Annotated in this window: 18 protein-coding genes and 1 other annotated feature; of the genes, 9 read left to right on the forward strand and 9 right to left on the reverse strand. The window is 31.4% G+C overall.

The features are described 5' to 3' along the window. Positions 1-22: 22 nt before the first annotated feature. Positions 23-1387 carry a glycosyltransferase gene (locus B5D15_RS11250; RefSeq protein WP_179122282.1) on the reverse strand — a complete coding sequence of 455 codons (1365 nt, stop codon included), beginning with the start codon at positions 1385-1387 and terminating at the stop codon, positions 23-25. 167 nt (positions 1388-1554) lie between these two features. Here B5D15_RS11250 and B5D15_RS11255 point away from each other — a divergent pair, with 167 nt between their 5' ends. Then, positions 1555-3693, forward strand: a complete 2139-nt coding sequence (locus tag B5D15_RS11255; protein ID WP_078697225.1) for a PepSY domain-containing protein — start codon at positions 1555-1557, stop codon at positions 3691-3693. 111 nt (positions 3694-3804) lie between these two features. On the opposite strand, the gene B5D15_RS11260 is transcribed toward B5D15_RS11255, so the two are convergent. Then, a complete protein-coding gene (locus B5D15_RS11260) occupies positions 3805-4347 on the reverse strand; it encodes a biotin transporter BioY (protein WP_078697226.1) in 543 nt (180 codons plus the stop codon). 175 nt (positions 4348-4522) lie between these two features. On the opposite strand from B5D15_RS11260, the gene B5D15_RS11265 reads away from it, so the two are divergent. Together B5D15_RS11265 and B5D15_RS11270 are read left to right on the forward strand one after the other, a co-directional pair. After that, positions 4523-5236: an SGNH/GDSL hydrolase family protein gene (locus tag B5D15_RS11265; protein ID WP_078697227.1), complete on the forward strand. Its 714-nt coding sequence runs from the start codon at positions 4523-4525 to the stop codon at positions 5234-5236. 32 nt (positions 5237-5268) lie between these two features. Then, positions 5269-6891: a PAS domain-containing sensor histidine kinase gene (locus B5D15_RS11270; RefSeq protein WP_078697228.1), complete on the forward strand. Its 1623-nt coding sequence runs from the start codon at positions 5269-5271 to the stop codon at positions 6889-6891. A gap of 98 nt (positions 6892-6989) precedes the next feature. On the opposite strand, the gene proS is transcribed toward B5D15_RS11270, so the two are convergent. The 4 genes from proS to B5D15_RS11290 form a co-directional block, all read right to left on the reverse strand. Then, complete coding sequence (gene proS / locus B5D15_RS11275; protein WP_078697229.1) at positions 6990-8432, reverse strand: proline--tRNA ligase; 1443 nt, start codon at positions 8430-8432, stop codon at positions 6990-6992. A gap of 46 nt (positions 8433-8478) precedes the next feature. Next, positions 8479-8698: a binding site (T-box leader), on the reverse strand. Between the two features lie 76 nt (positions 8699-8774). Then, a complete protein-coding gene (locus B5D15_RS11280; RefSeq protein ID WP_143287294.1) occupies positions 8775-9668 on the reverse strand; it encodes a DUF6414 family protein in 894 nt (297 codons plus the stop codon). A gap of 89 nt (positions 9669-9757) precedes the next feature. Then, positions 9758-10234, reverse strand: a complete 477-nt coding sequence (locus tag B5D15_RS11285) for a 2-thiouracil desulfurase family protein (protein ID WP_078697231.1) — start codon at positions 10232-10234, stop codon at positions 9758-9760. Positions 10235-10304: 70 nt separating this feature from the next. Continuing rightward, on the reverse strand, positions 10305-10469 hold the full coding sequence (locus B5D15_RS11290) for a zinc-ribbon domain-containing protein (RefSeq protein WP_078697232.1): 165 nt from the start codon (positions 10467-10469) through the stop codon (positions 10305-10307). Between the two features lie 253 nt (positions 10470-10722). Between B5D15_RS11290 and B5D15_RS11295 the strand changes: the two genes are divergently transcribed. Further along, positions 10723-10923, forward strand: a complete 201-nt coding sequence (locus tag B5D15_RS11295) for an EscE/YscE/SsaE family type III secretion system needle protein co-chaperone (RefSeq protein WP_078697233.1) — start codon at positions 10723-10725, stop codon at positions 10921-10923. Between the two features lie 16 nt (positions 10924-10939). Here B5D15_RS11295 and greA read toward each other — a convergent pair whose 3' ends face one another. Genes greA through B5D15_RS11310 form a run of 3 tightly spaced genes read right to left on the reverse strand, consistent with a single transcriptional unit; the run spans position 10940 to position 12898 of the window. Beyond that, entirely contained in the window at positions 10940-11410 is a 471-nt protein-coding gene (gene greA / locus B5D15_RS11300; RefSeq protein WP_078697234.1) for a transcription elongation factor GreA, read from the reverse strand. Between the two features lie 39 nt (positions 11411-11449). After that, complete coding sequence (locus B5D15_RS11305) at positions 11450-11989, reverse strand: GNAT family N-acetyltransferase (RefSeq protein WP_078697235.1); 540 nt, start codon at positions 11987-11989, stop codon at positions 11450-11452. A 9-nt stretch (positions 11990-11998) separates the two neighbouring features. Next, positions 11999-12898: a DUF2156 domain-containing protein gene (locus B5D15_RS11310; RefSeq protein ID WP_179122283.1), complete on the reverse strand. Its 900-nt coding sequence runs from the start codon at positions 12896-12898 to the stop codon at positions 11999-12001. Positions 12899-13139: 241 nt separating this feature from the next. Between B5D15_RS11310 and B5D15_RS11315 the strand changes: the two genes are divergently transcribed. From B5D15_RS11315 to B5D15_RS11335, 5 genes are all read left to right on the forward strand, one after another. Beyond that, positions 13140-14336: an argininosuccinate synthase gene (locus tag B5D15_RS11315; RefSeq protein WP_078697237.1), complete on the forward strand. Its 1197-nt coding sequence runs from the start codon at positions 13140-13142 to the stop codon at positions 14334-14336. Between the two features lie 14 nt (positions 14337-14350). Next, positions 14351-15670, forward strand: a complete 1320-nt coding sequence (gene argH, locus B5D15_RS11320; RefSeq protein ID WP_078697238.1) for an argininosuccinate lyase — start codon at positions 14351-14353, stop codon at positions 15668-15670. Positions 15671-15812: 142 nt separating this feature from the next. Further along, entirely contained in the window at positions 15813-16421 is a 609-nt protein-coding gene (locus B5D15_RS11325) for a TetR/AcrR family transcriptional regulator (RefSeq protein ID WP_078697239.1), read from the forward strand. A 14-nt stretch (positions 16422-16435) separates the two neighbouring features. Next, positions 16436-18544 (forward strand): efflux RND transporter permease subunit, encoded by a 2109-nt coding sequence (locus B5D15_RS11330; protein WP_078697240.1) that lies wholly within the window; start codon positions 16436-16438, stop codon positions 18542-18544. Between the two features lie 2 nt (positions 18545-18546). After that, positions 18547-20724, forward strand: a complete 2178-nt coding sequence (locus tag B5D15_RS11335) for a YhgE/Pip domain-containing protein (RefSeq protein WP_078697241.1) — start codon at positions 18547-18549, stop codon at positions 20722-20724. Positions 20725-20732: the final 8 nt, after the last annotated feature.

The following is a 20732-nucleotide window of genomic DNA, read 5'->3' on the forward strand; positions in this document are numbered from 1 at the left end:
TCCAATTAAAAAAACATTAAATTTAAACAAGTGTCTCTGATAAAGGTTCGCTTTCAATTTCGCCATCATCATCAATCATAGATGAATTTCCTTCAATAATAATACTCCTTATAAGTTTTTTCTTATCCTCATAGGTATTAGAATACCTTAATAGGAGCCTATCAATATTATTTTTATACATCTCTTTATTTTGGAGTATATTATTTAGCTTATCTAAAATCTCATTATCCTCATCACATACCTCACCAAGTCCATATTTTTCTATCATAGTTATTGCTCCTCTATCGTTTGAAGTCACTCTCCTGAAGGTAATCTCAGGAGTTCGATTTAAAACACTTTCTATAAAGATTCCTGCTGAAGCCCTTGCTATTATGCAGTCTGAGGCAGCTATAAATTCATCAAATCTGTCTGTATATCCAAAATACATTATATTTATATTTTTATTATAATTCTTATATCTTTTAATTTTTTCATAGACCTTTTTGTCTTTACCACACATTACAAGAACATTTAAAGGTTTATCGTATTTTTTACATATAATATCTGTAATTTCAAAAAGAAATCTTCCACCAATACTTCCGCTTACAATTAAAACTGTATCCATTTCTTTTGGTATACCAAGTTCATTTTTTATCTTATAAATATCCTTTTCTTGAAAATGCTTTTTTTCTGCAAGAGGCCCTATAACCTCATATTTTGCATCGTTATTTCTTTCAAGATACTTATCTGCATTTCTATAAATTGAGTTTTTATATGCTAAAAGTATATATTCTTTATAGAATTTTAAAACATATTGTATTCTTTCTAAAATAGTACTTTTTTTATTAATATTATAAGAAAAATATGTGGAATTAAAATCGTAATTTCTAATCGCCTCCCCTGTCTCATTAAAGTAACATATGTGAACCGCATAGGGATTTACTAAATCTAAAAAAACAGAAACTTCAGTTATCATAATATAAAAGGGTATTTTTTTCTCTCTTGAATAGGTGCCTAAAACTTTGTTATATCCATCTGCTGTGCAGATTATAATATCTGGATTTATTTCTTCAAGTTTATATATAAAATCTTTAGTATTTATCGCTTCTATAATAGGAACTCCTAATATCCTTATAATAAAATTAATTAAAATATCTGCAGTTTTAATAAGATTTTTTCTTATAAGAGCATTCCAAAGATAAACTATAAAATCTACATCTGAAGAATCAGCAAGCTCACTTCCTGCACATTTAATTACCTCAACTTCTCCTTCTGTCTTTAGCATTTCTTCAAGTATGTTTGCCATTCTCAGATGTCCCATTCCCATTTTTTCATAAACAATCAATATTTTTTTATTCATTATATCTCTTCCTCTCTCAAGAACATATCTTTTATTATATTTTACCAAACCTGTCAATATAATCGTATAAATATTTTCGCCATAATTATTATTTTTCCCTTTATTTTCAAATTATAATAATACGAATACTTAAAATATTATTTATCTAAAATGTGGAACTTTTAGAAAAATGATGCGTCATATATATTGATAAAATAATAAGAAAGGAGATTATTATGAAGAAAGTTATATCTTTTATAATAGCTATATTCATGATTGTAGAATGCTTCTATCCTTTAAAGGCAAGCGCTGAGGATAAAATAACTTCAAGCAAAGCAATAGAAATAGCAAAATCATCCTTTAATCTAAATACAGAAGGTTATAATTTAAACCAAAATTATATTGAAACTAATAATAGAAAAGTATATGAACTTAATTGGTATTCTAAAAAGAAAGACGGCGGCAGCATATATGTTTCAGTAGATGCAAAGACAGGAGAAATTATTAACATGAGCATGTGGGATGGCTCAACATATACTCCTAGAAAAATACCTAAATATTCAAAATCAAGTGCTAAAGCGGCAGCAGAAGAAATAGTAAGAAAACTTCAGCCAGATAAATTTCAAAAGATAAAGTTAATAGATAACGTAAACAATATATATGACAGCGATTATTATTCTGATGTTTATACTTTCTATTTTATAAGAATAGAAAACGGTATTGAAGTAAGCGATAATGGTATCACTGTTTCCGTTGATAAGAATAGTTTGAAAATAAGAAGCTATAATTTAAATTGGGACAACATAGAAATTCCTGATATTTCAAAGGTTATAGGCATTGATGAAGCAAAGGAAATTTTTAAAGAAAAGCTTGGATTAGAGTTATCCTATTCGATGTCTTATAATGCAAACTCAAAGAAAAATACTCCTATACTTGTTTATTCATTAAAAAACGGAAATATGCCAATAGATGCTTTTAGCGGAGATATTATTAAAAATGGATATTACACTCCTTATATTAATGGATTAAATAAAGAGGATTCAAAAGGCAGCAGTCAAGCAGGAAACTTGACCGTAGAAGAGCAGAAAGTTATTGATGTAAGCAGCAAATATATTTCAAAGGAAAAAGCAATAGAGATTGCAAGTAAATACCTTCCATTAAATGAAAAATACAAGCTAAGCAGTGCTAATCTTTATTCAAACAACAATAACGATACTGCTTTATGGTATTTGTATTGGGAAAACAGCGATCCATCAGCAAAAATTTATAACTACATGAATGCTCAAATCGATGCTGTAAATTCAGAAATTAAATCCTTCTATTATGGAGGCTCTGATTTTGACCAGCCTGCAAAGGATAAAAAGCCTTTATATGATAAAGAAAAAGCAAAAAAAATAGCTGATGATTTTATTATGAGCATATATCCCGACAAGTTTAATCAGATTGAATATAAAGAAACAAACGATTATTATGCATTTAACGAAGAAAACTATGTGCCTTCAATTTATTATTTCACATATATTAGAAAAACAGACGGAATAACCTATAATTTTGATTCGATTACTGTAAATGTAAATACTTATACTGGAAAAGTTACTGGTTTTAGCATGAACTGGTCAAACAATCTTGAGCTTCCTTCAAAGGAAGGAGTCATAGATATTGATAAAGCCTATGACATATTGTTCAGCAAACTCAACTTTTCACTTAAATTCGTAAAATGCTATGATTACACTAAAATAGATAATCAGCCTAAAATAAAGCTTGCTTACGTTTTAACTCCTTTTAGCGGAAATATGGACGCAAAATCAGGCAGCATATTAGATTACAGCGGGAACCCGATTAAGATTCAAAAAACTCCTGAATATACAGATATTAAAGGTAATCCTAATGAAAATAACATAAAGCTTTTGGCTGAAATAGGGATATTAAAAGGCACTGATAATAAATTCAGACCAAACGACAATATCCTTCAAAAGGATTTTATAAAACTGCTTATTTTGTCCATAGATCCATATTCATATACTTTAGATGATTCCTATGAGACTTATTATGAGCAGGCTGTAAATAAAAAGATAATCTCAGAAAAAGAAAAAAATCCTGAATCTGAAGTGACAAGGCAGCAAGCAGCAAAAATGATAGTAAAGGCTTTAGGCATTGGATTTGTAGCAGATATTACAAACATGTATGATATATCAAGATTCAAAGATGGAAACTCAATATCGCCAGAATATAAAGGATATGTTGCAATTTCTTCAGAACTTAAAGTAATTAATACAAATGATAGTTATATTTATCCTTTAAAGTCTGTAAGCAGGGGTGAAGCTGCAACAATTATTGTAAATTTCTTAAATGTAAATACGGACTCAAAGGAATAAAACAAAATCTTTTATGATGTAAAACATATAAAGCCCATAATACTGCATAGTGGATCTTTTCCTCTCATTAAGGCTCTATATTGGCTTTAGCAGTATTATGGGCTTTACTTTTTATATTAAAGATATATTTCTAAGAATCGGTTTTATTTTTACCCCAATTATTGATACTAAAACTATCTTAATTATGTCTGCAATTATAAAAGGCAGAACAGCCGCCTTTATGATATTTATGAAAGCCATCGGCTTTTCAAGAAAAAAATTCATTGAAAGATACATATATATGACTCCAAAAATATAAAGAACCGTAAGCCCCAAAATTTGCGAAAAAAACATCGTAATAAAACTATTGCTTTTCTTTGAAAATAATCCGATTATATACGCAGCAGCAATAAAACCTATTATAAATCCAAAGGAGGGTTTAAATACATAAGATAATCCTCCTCCCTTTGAAAATACAGGAAGACCTAAAAGTCCTATAGCAACATATATTATTTGAGATAAAGCTCCCATTTTAGCTCCAAGCAAAACTCCCGATAGTGCACAAAAGAAAAATTGAAGTGTAAATGGTATATATCCTATGTCTATTCTAATAAAAGCCCCAATCGCTGTAAGAGATGCAAAAATAGATATAAGAATCATATCTTTAGCCTTCATTTATATCCCCCTTTATTATCTGGTTATAATACTCTATTATAATATCAAATATTATATTTTAAAAGCACTAAACTCATAAACTATATATAAATTTTAATATATAATTATTAACATCACATTATAAAGTGATATAATAGTATATGGATAATTTTTCAAATAAATTTGAGGTGGTTTTATGGACTTAAAAGAAACATACAAATTCCTTCTTTGCGGCGATTCTATATCAAGAGGAGTTATCTTCGATGAATCAAAGGGAAAATATATAATATTAAAGGATAACTATGCATCTATTTTAGAGACAAAAATCAAAGGCATAATATTCAACGCAGCAAGGTTTGGAAATACATTAACAAAAGGAATCTCAAAAGCAGCAAATGAAATAATAAAAAGTCATCCAGATATTATAGTAATTGAGTTCGGGGGTAATGACTGCGACTTTAACTGGAATGAAGTAGCCAAAAACCCAAGTATAAACCACCTTCCTAATACTGATTTTGATACATTTGAAAAGACATTAACTGATTTTATAATCTCCACAAAGCGCTCTAATATAACTCCAATACTACTATCCCTTCCGCCAATCGATGCTGATAGATATTTTAAATGGATTAGCGAAAATGATGAGTCAAAGAAAAACAACATATTAAAGTGGTTAGGGAGCGTAAATAAGATATACTGGTGGCAGGAGAGATATAACTCAGCAATTATAGATGCTGCAATAAATACAAATACAAGATGGATAGATATAAGAGGAGCATTTTTAAAACAGCCCGATTATAGAAATTTACTCTGTATAGACGGTATACATCCAAATAAGGAAGGACATAGAGTAATAGCAGATAAAATGCTTGAATTTACAAAAGCAAATTATGCATATTTGCTCAAATAATTAAAACTTTATCATAATTGAGGGGTATTTTTATGAAGTTTGTATCTATATTTAAAGGAGAAAAGAATATTGAACAGGCTTTAAAAGAAAGTGAACTTAAATTTAAATCCTTAACTGAAGCTACATCTTCATATATTTTTATTTGCAGCGAAAGTAAAATATTATACGCTAATCCTGCTGCTGAAAAGTTTATTGGATATTCATTAAATGAACTAAAAGAAATGAATGTAGCAGACCTGATTCATCCTGATTTTAGACATTATTTCTTTGAATGTACACTTATAGAAAATGAAGCTGTTCTTTCTCCAGAAGTTTATGAAATTAAAGTACTAACTAAAAGTGGAGAAGAAAAATGGATAAGTGCAACAGCTACTGCTATACAAATCGACAGTGAATATGTAATTTTAATTACAGCCTTCGATATAACAAGCAGGAAAGCTGCTGAGGAAAAACTTATTGAAAGCGAAGAAAAATATAGAAATCTTGTAAATCTTCTTCCCGATGGAATATTCATATTTGATAGTGAAAATTGTTTATATGTTAATGAAGCTGGATTAAAAATGCTCGGAGCAAACAATTCTGATGATATAATTGGTAAAAAGTACATCGATTTAGTGCACCCTGATTATCATAGTTTATTTAAAAATATTATAGAATACAGCATAGAAAATATTATGGTTCCTTCACCCCTATCAGAAATAAAAATAATTTGCAGCGATGGTACTTTTATGGATGCAGAAATAAGATGCGTTTCTTTTATGTATAACGGGAAATCTGCAATACTCTCAATATTCAGAGACATAACAATAAGAAAAAATGCAATAGAAACTGAAAAACTTTTAAAGCAAGCTTTAGAACACGATAAATTAATCACTGAGTTTTTTTCAAATATGTCTCATGAGCTGAGAACTCCTATAAATGTTGTTATAAGTGCTCTTCAAATGTGCGAGTTAATGTATAAAAATGGAACAATATTCGACGATATTGAAAGACTAAAAAAATACTATAACATAATGAAACAAAACTGCTATAGGTTAATTAAGCTTACAAATAATATAATTGATATTACAAAGATTGAATCTGGTTATGTTAAATTAAATTTAAAAAATTATAACATAGTTGAGCTGATTGAAGATATTACCATTTCTGTTTCTGACTATATAGAAAACAAAGGAATAAACCTTATATTCGATACTGACATTGAAGAAAAAATTGTTGCCTGTGATGGTGATAAAATCGAAAGGATTATGCTTAATCTCCTCGCAAACGCAGTTAAATTCACTGACATTGGAGGAACCATAACAGTTAAGGTTGAAGACAGAAAAGATAATGTGTTAATATCCGTTGAAGATACTGGAATAGGTATTTCTGAGGAAAAACAAAAAATAATATTTGAAAGATTTGTACAAGCCGATATGTCATTATCAAGACCAAGCGAGGGCAGCGGAATAGGTCTTTCAATAGTTAAATCTCTCGTTGAACTCCATGGAGGTAGAATATATTTAAAAAGCAAAATTGGAATTGGAAGTAAGTTTACTTTTGAAATACCCTGTATAACACTTCCAGAAAAGGATACAATCTTGAAAGTTAATAAATACTCACCTAATAATAAAGTCGAAAGAATAAATATTGAATTTTCTGATATATATTCATAAAAAATTTTAATTCAATTAATTTCATAAAGCTCCATCTATTGAGGAAGTAGTCTAAATATCAAACTTATAAACAAAAAGGCGGCAAAAGCCGCCTTTTATTAATATGCTCTTCCCCAATATACAAGCTTTTTAGCTTCTTTTCCGCAACATACACATTTATCCCCTACATGTTCCTGCTCAAAGGGCATACATCTTGCTGTTGCGCCTGTCATCTCTTTAACTTTGTCTTCACATTCCCTGTCTCCGCACCACATAGCCTTTACAAATCCGGTCTTATTTTCAACAATATCTTTAAATTCTTCCATATTAGTTGCAACGTGAGTTCTCGCATCTCTATGAGCTTTTGCTTTGTTATACAGTGATTTTTGAATATCTTCAAGTATTTCAACTATCCTGTTTTCAAGCTCATCCATTTTAACTGTTATCTTTTCTCTGTTATCTCTTCTAACCAATACAACCTGATTGTTTTCTATGTCCTTTGGACCTATTTCAACTCTTAGAGGAACACCCTTCATTTCATACTCATTAAACTTCCATCCTGGCATCTTATCGCTGTCATCAATCTTAACTCTTGCTACCTTTGCTATTCTATCCTTAATTTCATAGGATTTTTCAAGCACTCCTTCTTTATGATGAGCAATAGGAATAACAATAACCTGTATTGGAGCAACTTTAGGAGGAAGAACAAGTCCGCTGTCATCACCATGAACCATTATAAGAGCTCCAATCATTCTTGTTGTGAACCCCCAGGATGTTTCATGAACATACTGAAGCTTACCTTCTTTATCAAGATATTTAATATCAAAAGCCTTTGCAAAATTATCCCCAAAATTGTGGGATGTTCCTGATTGAAGTGCTTTACCATCATGCATAAGGCTCTCTATAGTGTAAGTAGCCTTTGCACCAGCAAACTTTTCCTTATCAGTTTTCTGTCCCTTTATAACAGGAATTGCAAGAACTTCTTCACAGTGATCGGCGTATACATTAAGCATTCTTATTGTTTCTTCTTCTGCTTCCTCTGCCGTTGCATGTATTGTATGTCCTTCCTGCCATAAAAACTCTGCAGTTCTTAAAAATGGTCTTGTTGTTTTTTCCCATCTTACAACTGAACACCACTGATTATAAAGCTTTGGTAGATCCTTATATGACTGAACTATTTTAGCAAAATGTTCGCAGAAAATGGTTTCAGAAGTTGGCCTTACGCAAAGCCTTTCAGTAAGTTTTTCGCTTCCTCCATGAGTAACCCATGCAACCTCAGGAGCAAAACCTTCAACATGTTCCTGCTCCTTTTGAAGAAGGCTTTCTGGTATAAGAAGAGGCATATAAACGTTTTCATGCCCTGTTTCCTTAAACCTTCTGTCAAGATCTTTCTGAATATTTTCCCATATAGCATAACCATAGGGACGAACAATCATAAATCCCTTAACACTTGAATAATCTGCAAGTTCTGCCTTCTTTACAATATCTGTATACCACTGGGCAAAATCCTCATCCATTGGAGTTATCTCTTCAACAAATTTCTTTTCCTTATCACTACCCATACTAAATCCTCCTATACTAATAGATATAAAAAAGCCTCGAATCCCATAAAGGGACCGAGGCAATTATTCGGCGGTACCACCCTAATTAACATACCTAATTTAAGGTATATTCTCTCACATCTATAACGGGACACCCGCTGCAGCCTACTAAAATCTTCGGTGCAGGACTCCAAGGCCGGTTCGAAACATGTCTTTAGGGATTTCCACCAACCATCCCCTCTCTTTGAAAGATTAATGCTTCTACTATTCCTTTTCAAAGTCTATAATGATTTATCAAAATTCTATGATAAAATTTTAAAAATGTCAATAGAAAAATTATTACAACTCAAAATTTTTCTATTATTATATATACATTGCTATTGCAGTAGCCTTTAGTGCAGGATATTCTACAAAACATGAAAATCCCTGCGGAATTAATATATCGTACTTTTTTAATATATCAAGATAGCTTCTTGTTAAATTTAATATTTCCATATAATAATCAGGTATACATGTTTTATCTAAAAGATTAATACGTTCATCTCTTCCTATTTTTCTTGTAACCTGACACATAACCTTAAAATTACAATTCACATTATCATATACAAAATAATTCTTATCCATAAAAAAATTTAGATTTACATTAAGAACAACTTTAAATCTGTTATTATTAACAACTATATAATTCGTATTGTTTTTATTAAGAATATCATATAAAATCTTAAGTTGTTTATAAATGAAATCAAAATTCGTTATTGTATATTTAGTATCATCATAGGGCAAAAGCTTGTTTAAAAGCTTTGTATCATAGGCTTCAATAAGAGATATCACCGAAAAAATCTCCGATTCAAGGGATATAGGAGGCATTACTGCATTAAACTCTATAAAATCCATAGGCATTATATCATCAAATTCTGATTCATCATTTCCTTTTATCATATTTTTTGAATACATTATTTTTCTTAATGAATTATATATAGTAAACGTAGTAAAGGACTTTTTCAGCCTCGTTTGAACTCTTCTTCCATTTCTGTTTTCAACGTTTCCATAATAATCAAGAACATCACTATAGCTGTTTCCTGTTACATTATTTTTATCATTAGGGTCTGTTTTTTTATTATCCTTTCCCTTAGAAACTTTATTATCAATCTGAAATTTTGCAAAGTTATCCTTTGTTTTTAAAAAAAGGTCTTCTTTACTTTCTATATATCCACTTATTAACGTTGAATATAAATCGAGAATTAAATTTCTATTCATATAAATGGGAATGCCCAAAAGCTCCATATTCATTACCTTATATATTGCTTTAATACATTTTATGTAATATTATCCATTTTGCACTCTAACTATTCAAATATAAGTTTTTCTAAAATATCTCTGTTTATTTCTTCCTCTGAATATACAGGGATACCATATTCTTTAAGTAAAACTGCAGTAACTCCTGCTCCATCTCTAACCTTGCCGGAAAAGCTTCCATCATAAATCTGCATGCTCCCGCAGGATGGGCTTCTTTGCTTTAATATTGCAGCTTTAACAGGAAAAATTTTAACTATTTTAATAACTTCCTTCGCACCTTTTATATACTGATTTGTTTCATCAGTTCCACTTTCGCTTAAAACTCTGCATAAACCTTTTAAAACATCCTCTCCGCTTCCCCCTGCTATCTCCGATGGGGCTCTTGGAGTTGAAAGCCCTCCAAGCTGCTCAGGACATATAGGAATAAACTTTCCATAGCGGCTGTACTCAATTAAAAGCTCCTTAGCATTATTTTCTCCATTATACTTAGTATCAAGTCCTAAAAGGCAAGAACTGACCAAAATCATTTAATCACCTCAATTTAATTAATTAAAAACCCTGTAAGGCTACCTTACAGGGTTGATTGTACAAAATTATTTATCTTCTGTATCCGTTGTTTCTTTGCTGCTTTCTAGCTTTTCTGCATTCTGGGCATCTTTGTGGTTCATTTTCAAAACCCTTTTCTTTGTAGAAAGCCTGCTCACCTTCAGTAAATATAAATTCTTTTCCACAATCTTTGCATACTAATGTTTTGTCTGCCATTTAAACATTCCTCCTTTTAATACTTTAAGATCTTAAACAGCTTTCATTACCCTTACAAAAGGAGGAAATGCCGCTTAAATCTTATATCTTGCCTGTATTCACAAGCATAAATAGATTATAGCATCTTTTCATTTAAATTACAATAGAGAATAAAAAAATATTGGAAAATTTATTATAACTTTCTTTGAATTATTTAAAATAAATTACAAATAATAAAAATCGTAACTAAAAATTACTTTTGGAGGGATATTAAATGCCAAATACTAAGGGTAAAAATGCAAGACAGCATGTGCAAGATGTTGCAAATCACCTACAGCAGGCTCAGAATTGTCTAAATGCAGCATTAGGTTCTGTAGAAAAGCCTGAAAACAGACAATACATCCAAAACACTTTGAATGCAGTAAACAGCGCAATGCAGGCTGTAAACAGCACTCTTACAAACTATAAAGAATAAAGCAGGGTACCCTGCTTTATTCTTTATAGCAGACTTCTTCAATTTTAACTTCATATTGTCCCTGTGGAGAATCAACAGTTACAGTTTCTCCTACTTTATGCCTATATATTGCCTTCCCTATGGGCGATTCGATGCTTATCAAATTATTCATAGGATCTGCTTCAATAGTTGTAACTATTGTAAATTTGTCTACTTCATTCTCTTTAAGAAATCTCAAGGTAACTATTTTGCCTATTCCTACCTCATCAGGCATCGTATCATCCTTTATTATTTTAGCAGTTCTTATCATCCTCTCAAGATATCTGATTCTGCTTTCGTTTTTTGCCCTTTCTCTCTTTGCCGCCTTATATTCAAAGTTTTCGCTCAAATCTCCAAAGGCTCTTGCTTCCTTTATATCCTCTATTATTTTATGTCTTACAACTACCTTTCTATATTCAATCTCTTCTTTTAACTTGTTTATAGCTTCTTCTGTAAGATAATTATTCATAAAATGTCCCCCTATTTAATATCTATAAAAATTATTATACTATGCTTTCCACTCTTGCTTTAAAAGTCCGTACAAATACATATCATATCTTTTATCATCTCTTAGTAAAAACTCCCTGTATACACCTTCTCTTTTAAATCCTACTCCTTCATAAAGATTTATTGCAGAATTATTATAACTAATCACATTCAATTGTATTCTATGAAAATTAAATTCAAAAAATCCAAAATCTATAAGAAGACACAGAGATTCTTTACCAAAGCCTTTTGAAATATATTCTTTTTCTCCTATACCAATAAAAACAGTCGCTACACCATTGTTCCATAGTATATCATCAAATCCTGCAATACCGATTATTTTTTTTGACTCTTTTTTTCTTATAGCAAAAATATATTTATCATTTGCTTTAGTAAATTCATCAATAAATTCTTTAATTTCTTTATATGTCTTAGGTACAGAAGGAAGGTAATCATAATATCTTAAAAAAGATAAATCATTAAACCATTTTTCCATATTCTCTATATCAGAATCATTAACGGCTGTTAATATTATATTATCCCCTTCAAGTAACTTTTTCATCGTGGCACCTCATTGTATATTGATAAGATATTTTTTTTCAAGTTTTACGGGATCGTAGGCAAGTTTTGCCCTTCTTATACCCTCTATTCCAACATCTTCTTCTCTGTTTATATATACTATATCGTTTAAATATTTTTTTGCAAAGATTCTATTTATAAAAGCATAAATGCCTTTATAGGTAATATCGCCTTTTTCAATGTGTATTACTGCCATTTCTTTATTTACCTTTTCACCTATTGTAAATCCTGCAATATTATTATTTATGTATACTGCCATTCCTATAGCATTAAAGAATTGCAAATTAGTTAGAATATCTTTAATACCTTCAAGCTCAAACGTTATCTGATTATCCTTATTTTCTTGCGTATTAAACCACTTTTCAGAAAAATATATACAATCTTCAATAACTTTTTTATCATGTATATCCTTTATTTCAAAATCATAAGCGTTCTTGAACTGATTGTATTGTAGTTTTCTTTTTCTTAACTTTTCACCTGTAAAGTTAATCAATTTTTTAGCTTCATAAATATAATCAAATTTTTTTATATCTTCAGTATAAATCAACTTTTCTCCATATATTTTCAAAAGCTTCTTTAAAAATGTTTCTTCAATATCTCCAAGCAAAAACAACATATCCTTATTATCTTTTTTAATTTCTAATAGTATTGAAATTATATCTTTTAAATTTTCATCTTTAAAACCTATTGGCTGCATAAAATATGTACCTGCATCTCCTTCATTTTTCTTTATTATTAGGGCATCATCAACTATTGCATATTGAACATTACAATATTTTCTCCAAAGATAAAGATTTAAAAAAGAGTACTCATATGTTTTAAACTGGTATTCTGATAAATACTTTTGAAATACTATATTATCTTTAAGCTCTAATGGTCTGAATTCTATCAAGATAATTCCTCCGTAATTTAAAATTATTGTTTAAAATTAATATCTATAAATAATTTATATCTAAAATAAGTTTAATATAAATAATATTGTTTTACAATAAATAATATATATGATGTATGTATTATTTTAAATTTTTTAGTATAAAAATTCATTATCATATTGCATAGTTATAATTACTTGTGTATAATTATTACTATATTAATCGTTAGATATTTTATTATTATATTTCAGGAGTGATACTATGAAAGAAAAAGTAATACTTGCCTATTCAGGAGGTCTTGATACATCGATTATCGTACCATGGCTAAAGGAAAATTATGATTTTGAGGTTATAGCTGTTTGTATAGATGTAGGTCAGGGAGATGACATGGAAAAGGTAAGAGAAAAGGCAATAAAAACAGGCGCTTCAAAGGTATATATTGAAGACGTAAAAGAGGAATTTATAACTGACTACCTTTTTAAAGGAATAAAGAGCGGTGCAGTATATGAAGGAAAATACCTTCTTGGTACTGCCTTTGCTCGTCCTCTTATGGCCAAAAAGCTTGTTGAGATTGCACATACTGAAGGTGCAAGATATATATGCCACGGCTGTACAGGCAAAGGAAACGACCAAGTTCGTTTTGAAGTTGGAATTGCCTCCTTTGACCCTGATATAAAGATTATAGCCCCATGGAGAATATGGGATATAAAATCAAGAGAGGATGCCATAGACTATGCAGCAAGAAGAGGCATTGACATACCTGTTACAAAGGAAAAAATATATTCAAGAGATATGAACCTTTGGCATGTAAGCCATGAGGGCGGAGAACTTGAGAACCCGACAAATGAGCATAAAGAGGATATGTATCTTTTAACTACGCCTCCTGAAAAAGCTCCAGATTTTCCAACCTATGTGGATATTTATTTTGAAAAGGGAGTTCCTAAAAAGGTAAACGGAGAAGAATTAAGTCCTGTTGAAATGCTAAAACTGCTTAATAAAATAGCAGGAGAAAACGGAATAGGTGTGATAGATTTAGTTGAAAACAGACTCGTCGGCATGAAATCGAGGGGAGTATATGAAACTCCTGCAGGAACGCTTTTATATTTTGCCCATGATGAACTTGAGCGCATGACTTTAGATAAGATGACCTATCATTTTAAGCAGATTATGTCTATAAAATACGGGGAACTTCTTTATGACGGACTTTGGTTTACAACCCTCAGGGAATCCTTAGACTCCTTTGTTGAAACAACTCAAAAGACTGTAACAGGAAGCGTTAAACTTAAACTTTACAAAGGAAATATAAAAACAGCTTCAATAGATACACCCTATGCCCTTTATAATGAAGAGATTTCATCCTTTTCAACCGGCTCGCTTTATAATCATAAGGATGCAGAAGGCTTTATTAATCTTTATTCTCTTCCATCAAAAATTAAGGCTATGACTAATAAAGAATAAAGGAAGGTTTTATTATGAAGCTTTGGGGAGGAAGATTTAAAAATTCAGAAAGCAAAATAATGGAGAGCTTTAACAGCTCTCTATCCTTTGACAAAACATTATATAAAGAGGATATTAGTGGAAGCATAGCCCACTGCAGTATGCTTTCAAAATGCAAAATATTAAAAGAGGAAGAAGCAGATTTAATTATAAAAGGGCTTAAAGGTATATTAAGTGATATAGAATCAGATAAATTACCTATTACTGGGGATTATGAAGATATTCACAGCTTCATAGAATCAAATTTAATAAAAAGAATAGGAGATGTTGGAAAAAAGCTCCACACAGCAAGAAGCCGAAACGATCAGGTTGCAGTTGATATGAAACTTTATGCAAAATCAAAATGTGATGAGGTAATTGAAAATTTGCATAATTTAACAATTTCTCTTAAGAATTTAGGAGATAAATATAATGATGCAGTAATGCCCGGATACACCCATCTCCAAAGGGCCCAAGTTATAACATTCAAATATCACCTTCTATGCTATGTAAGTATGTTTGAAAGGGATATAAAAAGGATTAGAAATGCTAAGGAAATATTAGACGAAAGTCCTCTCGGGTGCTGTGCCCTAGCTGGAACAACCTATGATATTGACAGGGAATTTACAGCTAAAAAACTCGGATTTAAAAAGGCTGTTGACAACTTCTTAGACGGTGTCAGCGACAGAGACTATCTTTTAGAGCTTATGTCTGATTTTTCAATAATAATGATGCATCTTAGCAGGCTTTGCGAAGAAATTATTCTATGGAGCAGCAAAGAATTCAGTTTCATTGAAATAGGAGATGAATTCTCAACAGGAAGCAGCATAATGCCTCAAAAGAAAAACCCCGATGCAGCTGAGCTTATAAGGGGAAAAACAGGAAGAGTTTATGGAGATTTAATATCTCTTCTTACAACTATGAAAGCCCTGCCCCTTGCCTATAACAAGGATATGCAGGAGGATAAGGAAGCCTTCTTTGACTGTGTTGATACTACACTATCATGTATAAAGGTTATGGCTGAAATGCTCCCAACTGTTAAAGTTAAGAAGGAAAACATGAAAAGTGCAGTTAAAAAGGGATTTCTTAATGCAACAGAGCTTGCGGATTATCTCGTTTTAAAGGGAGTTCCCTTCAGGGATGCCCATGGAATAGTTGGAAGAATAGTTTTATACTGCGAAGATAATGATAAATCCATTGAAGAATTATCCCTTGAGGAATTAAAAATGTTTGGAGATTATTTTGACTTATCAGTTTATGACTATATAGATTATGATAAAACTCTTTTAAGAGGTATAAAAAAAGAGATGATATAAAAAATAAATGTCAGGAAGATTTCTTCCTGACATTTTTTGTATTAACAAAATATTAATATATATATAATTGACTAATGGTCATTTATGCATATAATAATATTATGATAAATGACTATTAGTCAATTTTAAAGGTGGGTGCTGAATGGTTAAAGAAAAAAGCGATAAAATACACAAAAATAAATTAATAAAAAGAAACAAACTCTTTGATGCTGCCTATGATTTGTTTTTAACTAAAGGATTTAGCAGCACAGCAATAGACGATATCGTCAAAAAGGCTGGAGTTGCTAAGGGTACCTTCTATCTTTACTTTAAAGATAAATACGACATAATGGATCATTTAATACTATCAAAAAGCTCCTTAGTAATAAAAGAAGCCCTTCAAAAAATAAAGGATGAGAATTACAACAACTACATCGACAGAGTAATCAGCTTTATAGACTACATAGTTGAGTATTTTAAAAACAATAAAATGCTTTTAAAAATAATACATAAAAATCTTTCCTTTGGCCTTTTTAGAAAAGCCCTTCAAAAGCCTGAAGAATATAAGGAAATGAAGGAAGTTGCTGATCTTCTTTTAAGCAGTCTCAAAAAGGAAGGCTTTAGCGATGATAATATTGAAAAAATTTTGTTTATGGTAATAGAACTTACAGGTTCAGTAATATACAGTTCAATTATTCTCGAAGAGCCTGACACAATCGACAATATGAAACCTGTTTTATTTATGATGGTTAAAAAAATGTTAACTATATAAAATCTTTAAAGGAGATGACAGTCTTGAAAAAGTTTGGTCTATTAGTAACTAAACACAAAACAGCAACATTAATAATAGCTGCTGTACTTTTAATTCCAGCCATATTCGGAATGGTATCAACTAAAATCAACTACGACATCCTAACCTATCTTCCTAAAAACCTCGACACCATGAAAGGTCAGGAAATACTTGATAAGTCCTTTCATAACGCAGCGACATCTATGCTAATTGTTGAAAACATGGAGTCAAAGGATGTATTAAAACTTAAAGAGAAAATCGAAAAAGTAAATGGTGTTGAAAAGGTCATCTGGATTAGCGATGCCTTAGATACGAGCATACCTAAGGAAATACTTCCTGATGAAATCAAAGACTTTTTTTACAGAAAAAATTCAACGCTGCTTTTTATAAAATTTAATGAGTCTGCCTCATCAAAGGTAACTATGGATGCAATAAGCAGCATTAGGAAAGTTACAAATGAGCAGTGTTTCCTCGGAGGAGTTGCTGCAATAGTAAAAGATACAAAAGATCTTGCAGATAAAGAAACTCCTATATATGTGCTTCTTGCAGTTGCGCTCTGCCTTTTAGTTTTAAGTTTTTCAATGGAATCCTATTTTATACCCTTTTTATTTATAATCTCAATAGGTTTTGCCGTTGTTTACAACCTTGGAACGAACAAATTCTTAGGACAGATATCCTATATCACAAAAGCTCTTGCAGCTGTTCTTCAGCTTGGAGTTACTATGGACTACTCAATATTTTTACTTCATAGATACGAAGAAGAAAAGCAGAAAATTGAAGATAAAGCTTTGGCCATGGCAAATGCAATTGAAGCGACCTTTGTTGCAATAACCGGAAGCTCCCTTACAACAGTTGCAGGATTTTTAGCACTTTGCGTAATGAGTCTTGGAATAGGGAAAGATATGGGAATCGTTATGGCAAAGGGAGTACTAATTGGAGTTTTAACTGCTGTTACAATACTTCCATCCCTTATATTAACCTTTGACAGCCAGATACACAAATATCATCACAGGGTATATCTTCCGTCCTTTGAAAAGACAGCTAATATAGTTACTAAGTATTATAAAGTATTTGCAATAGCCTTTTTAATATTATTCATACCAGCAGTTTTTGGGCAGTCAAATGTTAAAGTGTACTATAACCTCGACGAATCCCTTCCAAAGGATTTAAAATCAGTCGTTGCCACAAACAAGCTTAAAAACGAGTATGACATGACAACCATTCATATGATATTAGTAAACAGCAAAATACCAGCCTATAAAATAAATGAAATGGTTAAAAAAATAGAAAAAGTTGATGGAATTGAACATGTTATAGCCTATGACAAATTCGTAGGAACAAGAATACCTGAAAGCTTTATTCCTGAAGATATAAGAGAAATCTCTACTAAAGGCGGCTACAAATTATTAGTTGCCACTTCAAAATATAAAGCAGCAACTAAAGAAGAAAATAATCAGGTTAAAGATTTAAACTATATTGTTAAATCCTACGATTTACACGGAATTGTAGCTGGAGAAGGTCCTTTGACAAAGGATTTAATCGACCTTGCAAATAAAGATTTTAACCGTTCAAGCCTTGTTTCAATAGCATCGATATTTGCAATAATACTGCTTGTTTTTACTTCTTTATCTATACCAATAATACTTGTTCTTTGCATAGAACTTGCAATATTTATAAACATGGCAATACCATTTTACATGAATCAAACCCTTCCCTTTATTGCTTCAATAGTTATAGGCTGCATACAGCTTGGTGCTACCGTTGACTATGCAATACTTTTATCATCAAGATTCAGGGAAGAAATAAGAAATGGTGCCGATAGATTTGAAGCTATGAAAATAGCTGTTCAAGGAAGTGCAGTATCTATCGTAACAAGTGCAATGTGTTTCTTTGCCGCAACTATTGGGGTTGGTCTTATTGCAAAGATGGATATGATTCAGACTCTTTGCAAAATGCTCGGAAGGGGAGCACTAATAAGCATGGTAGTTATTATTTTAATTATGCCCTCTGTTCTTCTTGTCAGCGAAAAAATAATAGCTGCAACAAGCAGAAACTGGGATAAAAAGCCATCATTAAAACTTAAACTGGCCAAGGAGGAGGAATAAAAATGGCAATTAAAAATTATATTGTAAAAACAGTAGCCATATCTTCAATAGCATGCTTTATGCTGACAAATATAGCCTTCGCAAAGGATTTAGTTAAAAAGGATGAATCTGTATATGCAATATTATCTGCAGAGGGTCAAAAAAAGGAAGTCATTGTAAGCGACTATCTTCATAGCGACAAAGCTGATATAGAAATAAAAGATAAATCTACATTAAGCTCTATTACTAATGTAAAAGGCGATGAAAAGCCAATTATCTCTGGAGATACTTTAACATGGAAAACAAACAAAAACGATATATTCTATCAGGGAAAAACCAATAAATCTCTTCCGATAAATGTTAATATAAGTTACTATTTAGATGGCAGCAAAGTAAGTCCTCAAGACATTGCAGGAAAAAGCGGTAAAATTAAAATAAATATAGAATTAAAGAACAAGGATGCCCACACTGCAAGCATAAATGGTAAAAATAAAGTTATATATACTCCATTCACAGTCGTTGCAGCTGTTAATCTTCCCCTTGATAATTTTAAAAACGTAAAGATAAACTCTGGGGAAATGTTATCCGACGGAAACAATCAGGTTATAACCTTTGCAACAATATTGGGGCTTAAAGACAGCCTTGGAATTGATGAAAGTTTAATCGATATACCTGAAAACTTAACGATTGAAGCAGAATGCACAAGCTTTGAATTAAAACCAATTATTATAACTGCAACTCCAAAGATGATAGATGTAGGTAAAATCGAAGGTGCTGACAACATAAAAGAATTAATCGACGGTATTTCAAAAATTAAGGACGCGACATACAAATTATCTGATGGTACAGGAAAAATAGCACAGGGTGCTAAGGAACTTTCTGACAACATGAATAAACTAACATTAGGTCTTGATACTCTTAATTCGTCTTCAAAAAAAATAAACGATGGTGCTCAAAAGCTTGCAAAGGGTAGTGAAGATGCATTAAATGGCGCGAAAAAACTCTCCGAAGGCGCAGCTGCATTATCTTCAGGCACAGAAAAGCTCTCAAAGGGGACCGTAGAGTATGCAGCTGGAGCCGAAAACTTCGCTGCAGGTTCAAAAAAGTTTGCAGATGGAGCAGTTAAATTTGCAGACGGTACAATGGAGTTATCTAAAAAAACTGGTGAACTTTATGATGGACTAAATAAGCTCGTTACAGCCACAGAACAGATTAAAAACGGTGAAAAACAGATATCCGATGGTGCTTCAAAAAGCCTTGAAGTTATATCAAAATTAAAAGAAGCAAAGACAAAAGAAAACAATGCAATAGAGCTTTTAATTAAGGGTGTCGACGGTCTTGAAACAGTAGTTTCGCTTTTATCTCCAATACCACAGGCAAAGGAAATTCAAGAGAAACTTACATCAGGCCTTGAAACTCAAAAAGCTTACCTAAAGCAGCTTCTCGATTCAGGAAATCAATATGTTCAAGCACTGTCACAGCTTGAAGCCGGAATTGTAAGCATTAAAAACGGTACAGATAATCTTAATTCAGCCCTATCATCCCTTCAGGATGGTCAAAAGAAAGCTGCTGATGGAGCATATTTGATTTCAAAAGGAGGAGAAACTTTAAAATCCCATGCGCAGGAACTTCAAAACGCAGGAAATTCACTATCTGAAGGTGCAAATAAGCTTACAGATTCGAGCAAAGCTCTAAGCGAAGGATTAAAACAGGTTGGCCCTTCAATTTCAAGCATTGCACAGGGAAATCAAAATCTCTATGAAGGATTAAACTCTCTGCATCAAGGCTCTTTGGCTTTATCACAGGGAACAGATGAATTCTCAAAGGGAGTAGAAAGCGCCTATGAAGGCTCTGTTAAACTTAATGAGGGAAGTGCGAAGCTTTCTAATGGTACAAAAGAACTTGACGAGAATATGAAAAAATTTAAAGATGAGGGAATAGATAAAATAGATTCAAAGGTTAATGATAAATTAGGAAATATCGATGATATAATAAAATCAAAGGATGAAATCGTAAAATTATCTAAAGATTATAAGGCTTTCTGCGGAATAGGAGAAGATATGGAAGGCAGCGTTAAGTTTATAATGAGAACTGAGGAGATTAAGGCTCCTGTAGTTTCTAAAACAAGCACCCAAACTGAAAATAAAGAAACCAAAGGATTCTTTGAATGGTTAAGAGATATATTTAAAAAGATATTTTAAACAAAAAA

Source organism: Caloramator quimbayensis, from assembly GCF_900167605.1.
Lineage (GTDB): Bacteria > Bacillota > Clostridia > Clostridiales > Caloramatoraceae > Caloramator_B > Caloramator_B quimbayensis.